General features: G+C 69.6%; 11 protein-coding genes. 1 reads left to right on the top strand and 10 read right to left on the bottom strand.

Features of this window, described 5'->3' with window-relative positions:
* Window positions 1-9: 9 nt before the first annotated feature.
* On the bottom strand, window positions 10-1,194 hold the full coding sequence (locus ACWDD7_RS18655) for a hypothetical protein (protein WP_450458107.1): 1,185 nt from the start codon (window positions 1,192-1,194) through the stop codon (window positions 10-12).
* Window positions 1,195-2,215: 1,021 nt separating this feature from the next.
* Here ACWDD7_RS18655 and ACWDD7_RS18650 point away from each other — a divergent pair.
* Complete coding sequence (locus ACWDD7_RS18650; RefSeq protein WP_450458106.1) at window positions 2,216-3,469, top strand: MFS transporter; 1,254 nt, start codon at window positions 2,216-2,218, stop codon at window positions 3,467-3,469.
* Window positions 3,470-4,282: 813 nt separating this feature from the next.
* Here the strand turns inward: ACWDD7_RS18650 and ACWDD7_RS18645 are convergent.
* From ACWDD7_RS18645 to ACWDD7_RS18605, 9 genes are all read right to left on the bottom strand, one after another.
* Complete coding sequence (locus tag ACWDD7_RS18645) at window positions 4,283-4,774, bottom strand: hypothetical protein (RefSeq protein ID WP_450458105.1); 492 nt, start codon at window positions 4,772-4,774, stop codon at window positions 4,283-4,285.
* A gap of 91 nt (window positions 4,775-4,865) precedes the next feature.
* A complete protein-coding gene (locus ACWDD7_RS18640; protein WP_450458104.1) occupies window positions 4,866-5,378 on the bottom strand; it encodes a RipA family octameric membrane protein in 513 nt (170 codons plus the stop codon).
* Between the two features lie 117 nt (window positions 5,379-5,495).
* The gene (locus ACWDD7_RS18635) at window positions 5,496-6,191 is read right to left on the bottom strand and encodes a DUF4328 domain-containing protein (RefSeq protein ID WP_450458103.1); all 696 of its coding nucleotides are present in this window, start codon (window positions 6,189-6,191) and stop codon (window positions 5,496-5,498) included.
* Window positions 6,192-6,312: 121 nt separating this feature from the next.
* A complete protein-coding gene (locus tag ACWDD7_RS18630) occupies window positions 6,313-7,809 on the bottom strand; it encodes a transferase (protein WP_450458102.1) in 1,497 nt (498 codons plus the stop codon).
* 422 nt (window positions 7,810-8,231) lie between these two features.
* Complete coding sequence (locus ACWDD7_RS18625; protein ID WP_450458101.1) at window positions 8,232-9,659, bottom strand: hypothetical protein; 1,428 nt, start codon at window positions 9,657-9,659, stop codon at window positions 8,232-8,234.
* A 276-nt stretch (window positions 9,660-9,935) separates the two neighbouring features.
* Entirely contained in the window at window positions 9,936-10,952 is a 1,017-nt protein-coding gene (locus ACWDD7_RS18620; protein ID WP_450458100.1) for an NADPH:quinone oxidoreductase family protein, read from the bottom strand.
* A 46-nt stretch (window positions 10,953-10,998) separates the two neighbouring features.
* On the bottom strand, window positions 10,999-11,364 hold the full coding sequence (locus ACWDD7_RS18615) for a MerR family transcriptional regulator (protein ID WP_351873075.1): 366 nt from the start codon (window positions 11,362-11,364) through the stop codon (window positions 10,999-11,001).
* A 336-nt stretch (window positions 11,365-11,700) separates the two neighbouring features.
* Window positions 11,701-12,984 carry an MFS transporter gene (locus tag ACWDD7_RS18610; RefSeq protein ID WP_450458099.1) on the bottom strand — a complete coding sequence of 428 codons (1,284 nt, stop codon included), beginning with the start codon at window positions 12,982-12,984 and terminating at the stop codon, window positions 11,701-11,703.
* Window positions 12,981-14,360, bottom strand: coding sequence for an MBL fold metallo-hydrolase (locus ACWDD7_RS18605; protein WP_450458098.1), 1,380 nt, complete (start codon window positions 14,358-14,360; stop codon window positions 12,981-12,983). Before ACWDD7_RS18605 ends, ACWDD7_RS18610 begins: the two co-directional genes overlap by 4 nt.
* Window positions 14,361-14,431: the final 71 nt, after the last annotated feature.

Genomic DNA, 14,431 nt, shown 5'->3' with positions numbered 1-14,431 from the left:
TGCCGGAGTTCAGCGGATGACGTGGCGGAGCACGTTGTCCAGGTGGCGGCACAGGTATTTCACGAACGGAGCACCTTCGGTGCCCACGTCGTTGGAGTTGGACGCGTCGCGCTGCGCCTGGTGCGTGTAAAGCGCCACGCACCCCAGGTGGAGCCGACGGAAGGCATGCGTGGCCTCGATGCACTCGTTGTACGCCGCCACCGCCTCCTGGGGGCGCCCGCGCAGCAGCATCCCGCGCAGGTCCGCCCGGGGCCCGACGTGTTCGATGAACGCCCGGTGAGCGGGCGGGACGTAGTCCCGCAGGCAGAGCATGTGAGCAGCGAGTGGGTCCGCCTCGTCGCCGATACCGAAGACCGTGTCCAGGAACGGAATGATCGCGCTCTGCGCGCCGCTCTCCCCGCTGAAGGACTGCGGCCGCCCGCCGAAGGCGGTCACACCCTCGTAGTGGATGCCCTCGGGGAGGGCCGGGTTGTTCTTCCAGCCGAAGAGGAACCGCCGCACCCGGTGGTGATAGACGTACGAGTCGCAACGCTCGGGTATGCGGGCCAGCACCTCCCGCATCGCCGCGAGGCCCGCCGCGACTTCCCGCAACTCCTCGGCCAGCGCGTCGGCGTCGCCGCCGAGGACGGCGTCCTGGGCGCGAACGGCGGCCTGGAGGGCGGGGGCGGCGGCCGCCTCGATCGCGATGTGCACCATGACGAACCAGTCGTCGTCCATGCCGCCCAGGAAGTCCTGGAGCCGGGCGATGTTACCCAGCTCGACGGGCCGGCTGTCGTCCAGACGCCGCCAGTTGTGCAGTTGCTGCGACGCGTACGACAGGATCGGCGGGCGGCCGAGGCGGGCTGCCACCGCCGCCCAGGGCACGGCGATGTTCGCGGGCACCGAGTCGACAGGTGGCTCCGTGTCGTTGATCCACGCGTGCCCGAAGTACGACAGCAGCAGCATGGCCCGTTCCAGCTCGGCGCCGTCCCGCAGCGCGGCCGTGTCGAACTGGGGGACGTCCCGCAGGAGCGTGCGGGCGCGGCCGCTCACAAGGTACTTGGGCAACTGGGCGGCGATCTCGTCCCATTCGGCGTAGCTGCCGGACAGCTGGCGCAGCGGGTCGATGCCGGGCAGGAACCCGTTGACCGGGTCGACCTCGAAGTCCTGGAGGGAGATACGGGTGAGAGTCGGGCCTGTGAGGCTCTGGGTCATCGGGCCTTCCTGTGCTGGTTCGGTGAATCGGTTGAAGTGCGCATCGATGTCCGGCACCACCACCCACAGTTCTCCGGCCGTGTGGGCCCGCCCGGCCCAGCGCAGTTCGCCCGCAGGACAGCGGAATTCTGTGGGCGAGCAGTGACAGCCTTTCCAGCTGCTGTCCGAGCGGGGTATCGGGCGAAGTCGAGGATCTCTTCAGCCATGTCCTTGAGCTGGGCGATCTCGACACCGGTCAGCTCCAGGAGGGGATCTCCGTCGGCCTGCCGAGTCGGCAGCGCAGTAGCTGTGGGTATTTCGAACGCAGGTGACACCGGAGACGTTCCTCTTCACATTTCGGCGAGTGTGGGGGCGACGCACTGTCGGCAGGACACATCCCGTGGTCCCACCTGCGCGGCGACACGCTCGATTCTTTACGACCGTCAGGGCCATCACCATGCCCGCCCGGCGTCGGAAAGTGGTCATGTCTGAAATCGGACAAGGAAAGCAGCCGGGACATCATCTCCCCCTGCGCCGTCATGACCGGGGGCCGATGACGCGGGAGAGGCGACGGTTCCTCTACCCGATGACGCGCGCTGCCGGGAGCGGTGCTGCCCCCACTTGGGCGCGCAGCGCGCCCAGGCGGGCGTACGGCCCTTCAGCGATGTGGATACAGATGATTCGGCCCGGTATTTCCACCCGGCATCATGCTGCATGGCAGCATGATGCTCCTTCACCCAGACCCGTCACGGCAGGGAGTCTGGCAACGTGGGGAGCGGTCGATTCCTCTGTCCCGAACAGCGGTTGTGCGTGGTGCGGTGGCCTGTGATCGGCTCCCGAGCGGGCCAGACCTGGCGGGGACCGGAACGGCGGGGGCGAGGCCGGGCCCAGGGTGCGGCAGGGGACCCGGCGTGCCTGTCACAACCGGGGGCGACGAACCGGCCTTGCTGTGTTTCGCGGGAATCGGTGCCGCGCGCGAGTCCTAAACCGGGACGGTTCGTCTCCAAAAGGCCTGTGACACGCACCGGAAGAGGAAGAACTGTTGAAGACGTATCTGACGGTGCTGCGCATCGCCGACTACCGCATCCTGTGGATCGGCGCCCTGGTCAGCCTGGTCGGTGACGGCGCCAGCTGGATCGCCATGTCGTGGCTGGCGGTCACGACAGGCGGCACGGGCAGTCTGACGATCCTGGGTCTCTGCTACTCCGGCCCGATCGTCGTCGGCGGGCTGCTGGCAGGGAAAATCGTTGACCGCTTCTCCCGTCGGATGCTGCTGGTGGCCGACAGTACGGTCCGGGGCGTGGTGATGCTGAGCGTCCCCCTGCTCGCCCTCAGCGGCCTTCTCTCGATGTGGCACCTCTACGCGGTGGCTGCCATCTACGGTCTGCTCAAGATCCTCCCCATCGGGATCATCCCGACCGTTATCCCGGAGCTCGTACCGAAGCGTCATCTCAGTACGGCGATCGCCCTCGAATCCATAGCCACCAACGCGGCGGGGCTGCTCGGCCCGGCGATCGGCGGAGCGCTGATCCCGCTGATCGGGGTGAACTGGGTGCTCGCGGTGGACGCAGCCAGTTACTTCGTCTTCGCGCTGGCCGTACTGGGCATGAAGGCCCGGCTGGACAAGCCCGGCCACTCCGTGGACGGCGGCGGTTCCGGTGCAGGCCGGGGCGCTTGGGCACCGGTGGTGACCTTCCTCCGCACCGACCGGGTCATGCTGGTCATCACCATCGCGTTCACGACCTTCAACATCGCCATGGGCATGCTGATCGTGGCGCAGCCGTGGCTGGCGCACGAACGGCTGCCCGGTGGCGCCACCATGCTGGGCATCCTGGTCGGCGTACTGGCCTGTGCGGAGATGGCCGGATCAGTCCTCGCCGGTCTCATCCCGCCCGCCGTGCGCCCCATGCTGAGGATCGGCGTGCTGCAACTGGTCTCCGGTGCCGGACTGCTGTTCCTGCTCGGCGCGCATCCGGCACTCGTCCTCGTGGGCCAGGTGGTCTGCGGCATTCCGGCGGCTGTGCTGGTCGTCTCCTCCCAGGCGGTGCGCTACGAGCGCACTCCGGAGGCCCTGCGCGGCCGGACCATGACCCTGATGCGGACGCTTATGCTCAGCGCCCTGCCGGTCGGCTCGGTGATTGCCGGGCCCCTCCTCGGCTCGGGTCAGTACACGGCGATGGTCCTCGTCATGGTGGTACTGGCCGGCGGACCCGGGCTGCTCAGCCTGCTGTTCGTCCGCGACGCCGTGGTCAACGCCCGTACCCCCGAGCCCGTGGGGACGGCATCGCCGCGCTGAGAACGTCGCCCGGCCGGCCGTCGGACCGTCCCCATGGCGCCCGATCCGGAGCGCACCACCCCCTGGCAGATTCCGTTCGACCTGGAAGGGACCGGCCAGTGGCCGACCTCACCGATCTCCGCGTCCGAGCCGCGCTGGAACTCGACTACGCGAAGGCACGCGAATACGTAGGGCTTCACGAGTACGACGGCCGCCTCCAGGACCTCTCACCCGCCGGGTGGCGACGGCCCTCCGGGACCTGGGCCGTGGCCCGCTGCCGGACGATCCCTTCGATGCCGCGGTGATGGAGATTCACGAGGACGGACTGCGGGCCTGGTTCGAGGAGGCGGAGATGCACAGGCGCGATCCGCTTCTGCACGTCAGAGCCATGGATGTCGCATGTCACGACCGGGAGTACGCGTCGTCGGCGGAGCGCCGCCGGGCCAAGGAACTCCACCTTGAGGCGTGGCCAGACGCCGTCGACAACGCCGTCATGTCGCTGGACCGCGTTCCCGCGCCGGTGGCGACCACGTCGCCGGCAGCCGTACGCGGCTTGCGGGAAGGGGTCGACGACCCCAGGGCCCGTATCGCCGTCGACCGGTTCGTCGCGCACGTCGAAGCGGCCGCCCGTGACGGCGCCCCGTCGGCAGCCCTTGGCCCAGACCTTTTCCTTTGGCTGCTCGGCGCGGCGAGGGGATCGATGACGACGACGGCCAGGAGGAGTAGCCGGAAGCCCTCCGTGCCCGCTCACCGCCGCGCTCGACCGGACAGGATGTCGGCCGGCTGGGGCCGGCGCCGTGTCGTACGGCCGGCGGCCCGCAACCGGCACAGGTGTCAGGTGCCGGACCTGGACGCGCCACGAGGCCAGACGACGTCGACGGCCAACCCCGCCAGGCGGGCCGCGGCCACGGTGTCTGCCGTACCGCCGCCACGACCTGTCGGGGCGCTGCCGTCCCAAACGGCGACGAGACGGTCCGCCCCCTGGAGAAGTAGGCGATTGGCCGCTTCGTAGGCGGCGTGCCCCGCGTGCTCGTACGGCAGGACCACCACTTCGGCGGCGGCGTCGCGCAGAGCGTCGAACTCGGCAAGGTCTGCGGGGCGGACCACCGCTTCCCGGTAGTCCCGGGACGGGATGATCGCCGACAGACGGCCCCCGAGCGAGAGGATCTCCTCGGCGAAAAGCGTGTCGGCACCACGGGCCAGGCATGAGCGCCCCACCAGCGTGTCGTCACGCACGTCGCCCAGCAGCGCACGAAGGTCGGCGCGGATACGGCCGACTGCCTCGCCGGCCAGATCCATGTGACCGGTGACGGCGATGGTGACCATGTGACAACCCACTTCCGGCCCAGGCGATTCGCCCTTCACCTTAACCCGCTCCGGTGGCGGGGAGAGCGGGCGGTGGAGGGAGCCTCCGCCGTCACAGCGCGACAGCGGCGAAGCCCAGAAGGTAGGCCACGGCGAAGAGGAGAGGGATCCAGCGTTCGACACTGTTGAGCGGGAGATAGACGCGCCAGTCCCGCCCCTCGCCGAGCGCGCGCCATTCGGCGGCCACGAAGGCGCGAGCCGGCAATCGCTCCTCGAACGCTCCGATCACCGCGAACTTGCCCCTGTTCAACTGCTGGTAGGAACGGACGGTGATCCACCAGGTGGCGCACATGCCCAGCAGGACCAGCAGGGCCGCGAGCGCGAGCGCGACCGGAGTCCCGCGATGGTGCTCCTGGGACAGCCAGGTACTGAGGAAGACGAGGAGAGTGCTGTGGAGGGTCAGGAAGAAGGTGTTGGCGAGGTTGCGCCGGGCGCTGACCCGGTCGGCCATCTCCACGCACAGCTTGTACTGCTCGAAGACCGCAGCGTGATACGTCGCGGCCGAGTCGCGGAAGTTCTCCGCGTCAATGTCCTCGTTCCACAACGAGTCACTGATTTCAGCCATGTCGGCATCTCCCCCGTAGTTCGTCGCCGTGCGCTCGTACAGGCCAGGCCGCGACCGGCGGGCGACGGCCACGAGGCGCCCGCGCCGCCGCGTTCACGTCGGTGCGCACCTCGTTCCTCACCCCGCGTTCTGGGCATGCTGGTGGGTCTGCCACGCGGTGACGCGCCTGATGATGAGGACCAGGAGCAGGCCGGCCGCCACGTAGAGCGCTGTGAGCAGGGTGGACGCGTTGGCGTTGGACAGCACGTCCTGCTCGTTGTCGAATTTCGAGGACGTGCGCCATTGGATCGGCTTGACGACGAAGTTGGCGACCACGAACAGCGCCCACCACGCGGTGACCAGGGTGACGGGTACGGACCGCCGGGGGGCACTGGCCCGCCAGACGTCCGACACGACCTGGTACGGGATCCACAGGTTGGCCACCGGGGCGATCCAGCTGCCCACCACCCAGCCCCGGGCCCGGCGGTGCGCGGCGGCACCGCTCATCAGCTCGGAATTGATCCGGGCCCGCCACAGCCAGACGAGGCACGCGATGCCGGCCGCGACCCATATGAGCGCCGACACCCAGACCGCCCCCAGGTCCGCGAGGGCATCGGAGTCGGCGGCCAGCACCTCCGCAGCCGTCGCCTTCCCGGCCAAGTAGTCGTGGACGACGAAGTAGAGACGCCAGCTGGCCACGGTGAGCAGCACCTCATGCACGAGTGCCAACGAGACCAGCACCGTCGCGGCGGTGGCCGCGCCGGTCACCGCTCTGGGCCGCTCCGCACTGGCCTGGCTCGCGTTCGTCGGCACGCCTTGCTGTGAACCGTCCATGATCCTCCCCCGAAGATCGTCGACCCGCCTCGCGTGCGGGGAGCCAGGACGCACTTGGTCCCTGCCCGATTTTCGTCCCCGGTTTCCCGCTTCGTCATGCGAATCGTCGAACTGACCAGAACTAACCGAGACCGAGGAGTTGCAGCGCCCGGCCCACGAGCCACGCAAACAGCCCCAGGGCCGCAACCAACGCGAATCCGGTCCACAACGACGTCTGCGTGGCGAAGGTGGCGCGCCAGGTCATCGTCCGTTTACGGACCCCCATGGACGCCAGAGCGTCCCTGACGGCGCGGGCCAGGTGGTGTGCAGGCGTATGCATGATCATCGTCCCCCAGCCGGCCTTCACCGCGTGGAGCCCGCGGCGCATCAGCGCACCCCGCGGGGGCGCGGCGAGAGGCGAAGGCCCCACCGGGTGCACCTGGGGTGTCCACTCGGGGTCGAAGGTGATCACGGCGCCGGTCCAGGGATCGTCTCCAGCCACCTCGGCGAGCATGGACGGGGACGGCAGGTGCTCGTCCAGCCGGTGCGCCACCTCCGGCAGCCCGCCCGGCGCCAGCAGGACGAGTTTGCGCGCGGGCTGGGTGGCGCGGACCTGCTGGACCTCCCACCACAATCCCTCGCCCAAGCCCAGGCGCAGCACGATGAGTTGGGATAGCTCCATCAGCCGCAGCACCGTCGGCTGCCAGTTGTCGAGGGGCAGGTAGAACCGCGCCGCACCCAGCCGCGGCAGTGGTTCTCCGGGCCTTCCCACCGTGATCACGGGCCCCACGGCGCCCAATGCCGCCGTGAACTGTTCCTCCCGTGAGTGGAGGCTGACGAACGACGCCGAGTCGTCGACCTGGGCCGCGATGCCGTCGTCGGCGAAACTGCGCAGATAGAGCACAGGCCGACGGCCATCGGCCAGCAGGGCCCGGGCCGCGCTGCGCGCCGAGCGGGGGCGTGAATAGCGCAGGATCAGAACCCCGGCACCGAACGCGGCAAGGCCGCCGACCAGAGACAGCAAGAAGCGCATCGGTGGCATCTCGTAGCCCTCCCGCTGCGCCTTGCCCACGGCGGTGGCACCCGCCGCGAGCAGTAGATATCCACCGCTGCTCGCCAGTAGGAACACCGGCCGCCGCCACCATGGATGACGCGGGGCGAACCGGCTGACCACTCTGATGATCTCCGCGGTATCCGACCGGCGCCGACGCCGCAGCCACAGTGCTGACCCGAGCAGCACCACAGCGGGCGCCGCCCAGTACAGCGCGATCGCGCGCGACGAGCCGAGCTTCCGGTCGAGCCGCGCCTGGTCCCGTCGGACACCCGCCGCCAGCCCGGCGACCCGCTCGCAGGCGAGGGAGACTCGGCCCTTCTCAACATCCCCAGTGGCGGAGGAGACCGCGGAGCGGCTCGCTCCCGACGGGGCGTTCTCCTTGAACCACGTGTCGCCCGCGCGGATCTCGGCGCGCGCGGACACGTCCCCGGCGGCATAGCGGTCCAGCGCGGCCGTGAACGCGGCGGCCCGTGCCGGGGCGTCGCGGAAACGGTCGCAGGCCCGCAGATCCATGCCCGCGGTGATCGCCAGGTGCAGCGCGACATAGACCGTGACGATCGCAACCGCCGTGATCAGCCGCGCCACCGCCCGTAAGCGCGAGGACACCTCGGCCCACCCCCGTCTCACCGGCACCGCCACCCGGCGCGAACCGCGTCCCGTACTACCACCCCGCCCCACGGACTGTCAGCCCCGGCTTCTGTAGCGCTGGGTGATTCTCAGAAATGGCCGAATGACAAGCCGCCACCACCCCGGGCGATGTCAGGTTCGTCCAGTCTCTCGGTCAGCGGCCGCGCCTGGCGGGCTCTGCCTGCGCGGGCGGAAGGTATCACCTGATCACCGACGCCCAACGCCGGGTCGTGGAGCACGCGCATGCGCCCCTCTGCACTGGTTCCGGCGCCTGCGGAGCCGCTGGGCGAGGCGATACGCGACGACATCCACGAAGCATTCCTCGTCCTCGGATGCGCACTCATCTTCTGGCGACGCCTGAAGTCATTGCGACAGGAGTTCTAATCGGCCGGTGCGGAGGGCTTCCCGGCCGCCTCGCCGCCGGGGTGGTGACGTACACCCCGCGGCCGCCCTCGGGCGCTGAACTCCACTTGGAGTGTGTCCCCGTCCGTGGTGCCGTCGGCCCTTCTCTCGCGCAGGATCTTCTCCGCGTACCGCAAGGGCAGTTCGATCGTGAAGGGCGCCCGCCCGCCCGCACGCACGATCGGTTCCGTCGTATGTCCCGGACCAGCCCCCGCGTCTCCGCTCTCTGCCGGGGTGTCCCTCTTGTCTCCGACGGCAAGGAACCGCCCCGTTCCCGACATCAGGACACTGAGGGGTGTCTCGTCTGTTGCCCCTTCGGACCGCATCGCGCGCAGCGCCGACTCAAGCTCGGCGACCGTCATGCAACGGCCCGCGTCGGCCTGATCCGCCGCATCCTCCGCAGCCCACAGTTCACGGAGCACGATGTCCATGAACGGCAACAACTGCTCACGGTTCAGCCGGCGCTGGCGGCCCTCCTCCGTCCACCCGCGGACAGAGGTCGGGTCGAGCCTGACCAGGTGAGGCGTCCAGTCCGCGTCGAAGCGCAGGTAACCACGAGGTATCGGCAGCCACTTGACGCGGTCCGGGTTGCTGAGCAGTGGACAGGCGGGAAGGCGTGGCGGGCACCAATCGGCGTCGCTTCCGCGTCGTAAGCGATCCGCCTCCTCCCGGAAGATCACTTCAGCCTTCTCCCGGAACACGTCGAACTCACTCTCATCTGTGTAGATCAAGATGAGCAGTGTCTGCGGCGCACGACGCCGTAGACACTGCCTGAGCTCCCACAGTGTTCCTTCGGACGTACCCGCGGCGAGGAGCACCAGACGAGCGTCATCGATGAGGGAAGCCACCGTCGGCTGCCAGTCGTTCAAGGGCAGATACAGCCGCGCGGCTCCCAGCAACGGGAGTGTTTCGTCCGGTTGGCCGACGGCGATGACCCGCGCCAGACGGCCGAAGGAGCGGGAGATCCGCTCCTCGACGGTGCGCGTGCTGGTGTTGACAAGTGAACCGCCCACTCGCTGGAACCGGCTGAAGGCGTGCGGCATGGTCGCCCCCGTCACGTCCGACGTGAAGGGCCGGAGGTACAGCACGTAAGGGCCGCGCTTCGCATCGGCCATCGTCCGCAACACCGGAACACCGTGACGGCGCCCGCGCCGTCTGAGCCTGCGGCCACCGAGCAGCGACACGGCGCCGGCCACAGCGATCGCTCCTACGGTCGACACGCGGTACCACAGAGGGTCGGTGGTACCCAGTGGCGAGAAGATCGTCCGCATCCGGCTGAAACCGGCGATGAAGAACAGAGCACCGAAGATCGACAGAAAGGTGCCGACCAGGCGCATGGACCAGCCCAGGAGCCGGTGCTGACGTCGTCGCGGCGCGCCGAAGCGCGTGGATTCATCCCCCGTCACGTGACCTGGCTACCAACAACCAAACCGTGATCACAAGCGGAATGCCCCAAGTACCGCAGCACCCTTACAGCTTCACACGTCCAGGCAGACCTCACCGAGCCGGATTTCCTCCCACTCGTCCACCACGGTGACCTTCTCCGTCGTGTCGTCCTCCAACTGCTCCGCGGGCAGAGCTCCACACGCCTACCGGTAGTTCGTCAAATCCGGCGTGAAGTGGGTCGACGGCAGGTCGGGTTGGTCGCGGGCCGGTGGGAGAAGTCAACTGCAGTGCACAGCCTAGCGCCAGGGGTCGAGGGCGTGCTTGCCGCGGGTCTGGCCGGCTTCGAGTTGCTGCAGTATTGCCGGCCCCTCGGCCAGGGCATGGACGTGGGGAGTGCCGGGTGGGTATACGCCGTGCGCGATGAGGGCCTCGATCTCGACGAGCAACGACTGGTAGACGGACGGGGCCGCGACCGCCAGCGCACCGATGTGCAGACCCTTGACCTGGACCTGGTGGGTGAAGACCAGATCGTGTGTGGTCAGGGTGGCGTCGCCGGAAGCGGCACCGAATACGACGATGCGTCCGGTGAAGGGTTTGGTGACCGACAGGCTGGCCTCGAATGTGGCCTCTCCCACCGATTCGAGGACCAGGTCGACGCCGCCGGTCAGGCGGTTGATCTCCTTCGCCAGATCGGGGTGCCGACTGTCCAGGACCTCGTCGACGCCGAGCACCTTGACGGTGTCGTGCTTCGCTGGTGACGCCGTGGCGATCACGCGTGCACCGTAGTGGCGGGCGAGGCGCACGGCGGCCTGTCCCACCCCGCCGGCCGCGGCATGAACGAGCACCACCTCCCCCGTCTTGATCTCGCCCAGCGGCTTCAGTGCCGCCAGGGCGGTGGCCCAGTTCAGCACCAGGCCGAGAGCTTCGGCGTCGCTCCAGCCGGACGGCACCGGAAGGACACCCGCGGCCGGCATCGTCATGTACTGCGCGAACGCACCCGGGCCAACTCCGACGACGTGGGTGCCGAGCTGAAGCGGCCTTTCGACGTCCGGGCCGATACCCACGATCTCGCCAGCGGCCTCGAAGCCCGCCACATAGGGGGCCTGCGGGCCTCCGCCGTAAGTTCCACGGGTCTGCATGACGTCGGCGAAGTTGACCCCGGCGGCGCCCACGCGGATGAGGTACTCGCCGGGCCCCAGGGTGGGGCGGCGATGATCGGTCGTCAGGGTCAGATCCTTCGGCCCCCGACGGGACTGCTGGACCAGTGCTCGTACCGTCTGCTCAGCGGTGTTCTGCCGCTCGTTGATCTCCATGAACCGAACGTAGAAATCTGACACTTACGTCAAGGTCAAGTGGCGGTCAGAGATCAGTACGGCGGGCCTCTCGAAGGTAGGCGTCGAGTGCCGCCTGCTGATCGCTGAGAGCGGCGATGCGAGCAGCAAGCCGATCGCGGTAGCTCTGCACCTCGTGCAAAAACTCCGCGCACACCGCGTCGCTGCCGGCATCGGATCCATCAGTGAGCCGGGGCAGAACTTCCCTGATCAACCGCACGGGCAGCCCGGACTCCAGCAGCGAGCGGATGACGAGCACCCGGTCGATCGTGGACTGGCAGTAGTCGCGGAACCCGTTGCTGAAACGACCAGGGACGATCAAGCCCTCATCCTCGTAGTGCCGCAACGATCTCGCACTCACCCCGCTGACTCTGGAAGCTTCGCTGATCTTCATACCCGAAGGCAACGCCCAGGAGCACCGCGATCTTCCAGCACTCGCTACGACGGGCGTCATGCCGCTCAGGCGTCAACAACCTCATGTCCCGCAACAGCTGGGGGCCGCATATGACCGCTCGCCGTCCGTGCCTGCCCGTGCTGCGGACCGTTGGAGGACTGCGCGGCCCGGTCGTCGACGCCCTCGCCGCGACGGCCGGGACCTGCGAGAGGTCCAGGGCTTCGAGGAGGGGAGCTGCCGCGGCGTTCCGTGGCGGGGCGCCCAGAGCCTGCCCCGGTAGCGGCCGGGGCGGGCTGTGCGTTCAGGCCCCGGTAGCGGCCGGGGCAGGCTGTGCGTTCAGCGGGCGTCGGGCCGGTGTTCGGTGATCCACCGGGCGGCGAGGAGCCCCGAGGCGGCGGTGAGGACGGCGGCGGCGATGACGGTCGCGTTCAGGCCGAGGGCGTCGGCGAGGATGCCGGCGACGAGCGCTCCGGCGGCGTAGCCCATGTCGCGCCAGAACCGGTACGTCCCCAGGGCGTTGGCCCGCCACGCCGGGTGGGCATGGTCGGAGACGGACGCGATGAGGGCCGGGTAGACCATCGCGGTGCCCAGCCCGAGGAAGACCGCGGACAGGACGCCCGCGAGCAGTGGGCGCTCCAGCAGGGCGAGAGCGAGGACGAAGCCGACGGCCTGGACGAGCATGCCGTAGACGATCAGGGGCTTGCGGCCGATGCGGTCGGCGAGGTGACCGGTGGCGATTTGCCCGATTCCCCACAGGATCGGGTAGAGCCCCTTGATCAGACCGACCGCGGCGAGTCCCAGGCCGTGGTCGGTGAAGAGCAGGGGGAAGACGCCCCAGGTCAGGCCGTCGTTGAGGTTGTTGATCAGTCCGGCCTGGCTGGCACCGCGCAGGGAACGGTCGCGCCAGGAGGTACGGGTGAACGTGGCCTTCAGGCCGGTGTCCTCGCCGGTGGGCAGGGGCTTGGTGTGGTTGGCCAGTTCCAGCGCGATGTGGGCGGCGGTGTCGCGGACGACCAGGGCCAGCGTGAGGCCGGCGACGACGAAGACGACGCCGATGAGTTCGGGGACCGGCCGCAGGCCGTAGGAAGTGGCGAGGTAGCCGGTGAGCAGGGCGGTGACGCCGACGGCGGTGTAGCCGGCCGCCTCGTTCAGACCGGTGGCAAGTCCTCGGCGGGAGGGACCGACGAGGTCGATCTTCATGTTGACGGTCATCGACCAGGTCAGGCCCTGGTTCAGGCCGAGCAGAACGTTGGCCGTCACGATCCAGCCCCACGACGGGGCCCAGGCGAGGGCGAAGGGGACGGGGATGCCGAGCAGCCAGCCGGCCACCAGCAGGTGTTTGCGGCGGAACCGGGCGGTGAGCGCCCCGGCGGCGAGGTTGGTGAACGCCTTGGTGAGACCGAAGGCGATGATGAAGGAGAAGACGGCCAGGTCGCTGGTCAGGCCGAACGTCTCGGAGCCGATGAGCGGGACTGTGGTGCGTTCCAGGCCGACCAGACCGCCGACGCAGACGTTGACGATGACCAGCAGGGTGAACTGCACCCAGTTCTCCCGCAGGCCGAGCCGCACGGGCCGCCCCGGGGAGTCGGTCGGCGTGGTGACCGTAGAGGTGGTGTTCACGAGTGGATGCCCTCCGCGCCCTGGGCGAGCTGCCGGCCGTGGGTGGTGGCGTAGTCGGCCGGTCCGCCGTCAAGGACGGCGATGTCGCGGTGGCCCGCGCGCTCCAGAAGGCCGACGGCGGTCATGGCGCGCTCGCCGTGCCCGCAGGCCACGATCGGTCCGGCCGGGGCGCTGGCGGCGGGCTCGCTCAGGGCGCCGAGCGCGATGTGCGCCGCGCCGGGGACGTGCCCGGCGGCGAACTCGGATTCCTGCCGGACATCGACGTAGGGGCGGCCCGCGGCACGACCGGCGGCGAGGAACGCAGTGGTGGCCTGGGGGCTGCCGTCGGCGAGCCACGTGTCCGTGCCCCCGACGAGACGGCCGGCGAGACGCTCATAGCCGATCTTGTACGCCTGCCAGGCGATCTCGCTGAGGTCCTGGTCCTCGTCGGTGACGAAGGCCAGGGGCGCGGTATCGGGCAGGAGCCGGCCGAGCCAGGTGGCGAACTGGTCGCACAGCGGGATCGACAGGGAGCCGGGGAGGTGGCCGGCGGCGTAGGCGGGGGCCGGGCGTACGTCGACGACGTGGCCGCCGTCGGCCATCAGGGCCCGCACCTGCTGTGCGGACAGGTCCGGCAGCGCCGGCTGCGCGGTCAGGACCGCCGGTCCGCGCCGGTTGATCTCGCCGAGCCGGTCGAAGTACGCAGGGTAGGTGCCCAGGCCCGCGACCAGCTGTGCCACGAAGCCGTCCTCGTCGGGCGCAGCGAGCAGCGGATTGGCCTGCTTCTGCGCGCCGATGGTGGTGGTGCGCTCGGCGCCGGGCGGCGCGGAGCAGAACGAGCCGGCGCCGTGCGTGGGCCACACCGCCGTCTCGTCCGGCAGCGCGGTCAGCCGCTTCAGCGACCGGTACTGGGCGCGGGCCAGTTCCTCGGTGCGGGCGGCGCCGAGGAGGTCGGTGCGGGCGGCGGAGTTCACGATCAGCGACCCGCCGGTGAACACGCCGAGTTCCCGGACACCGTCCAGCAGCAGGAAGGACAAGTGCTCGTCGGTGTGGCCGGGGGTGGCCAGGGCTCGCAGGGTCAGCCCGCCGAGGTCGACCTCGTCGCCGTCCACCAGCGCCTGGTGGGCGAAGGCCCGGCGGCCGGCGGCGGAGGCGAGCACGGTCGCCCCGGTGTCGTGTCCGAGCTGGACCGCGCCGGAGAGGAAGTCGGCGTGCAGATGCGTGTCCGCGGCGAACGCGATGTGCAGCCTGCGCCGCTCGGCCGCCGCCCGCAGCGCGCGCAGGTCACGGTCGGCGTCCATGGCCAGGGCGCGGCCGTCGCCGAGGTCGAGCAGGTAGGAGCTGTTGCCCAGCCCTTCGTCGACCAGCGGTACGAGGTGATCGTCCGCGAAGCTCACGGCGTCCTCCAAGATCTCGGGAACGGGGGCGTGCGGTGCCACCCACCAGACTCGACTACAATAATCCATGG

This window comes from Streptomyces sp. NPDC001056, assembly GCF_053598955.1.
The sequence above is the reverse complement of the archived record's forward strand: the minus strand, read 5'-3'. Positions and strand labels throughout refer to the sequence as shown.

Bases quoted from the DNA above. Each gene is read 5' to 3' on its own strand.
- ACWDD7_RS18655 (WP_450458107.1), bottom strand. From the start codon at position 1,194: ATGACCCAGAGCCTCACAGGCCCGACTCTCACCCGTATCTCCCTCCAG.
- ACWDD7_RS18620 (WP_450458100.1), bottom strand. From the start codon at position 10,952: ATGGAGATCAACGAGCGGCAGAACACCGCTGAGCAGACGGTACGAGCA.
- ACWDD7_RS18635 (WP_450458103.1), bottom strand. From the start codon at position 6,191: ATGGACGGTTCACAGCAAGGCGTGCCGACGAACGCGAGCCAGGCCAGT.
- ACWDD7_RS18640 (WP_450458104.1), bottom strand. From the start codon at position 5,378: ATGGCTGAAATCAGTGACTCGTTGTGGAACGAGGACATTGACGCGGAG.
- ACWDD7_RS18645 (WP_450458105.1), bottom strand. From the start codon at position 4,774: ATGGTCACCATCGCCGTCACCGGTCACATGGATCTGGCCGGCGAGGCA.
- ACWDD7_RS18615 (WP_351873075.1), bottom strand. From the start codon at position 11,364: ATGAAGATCAGCGAAGCTTCCAGAGTCAGCGGGGTGAGTGCGAGATCG.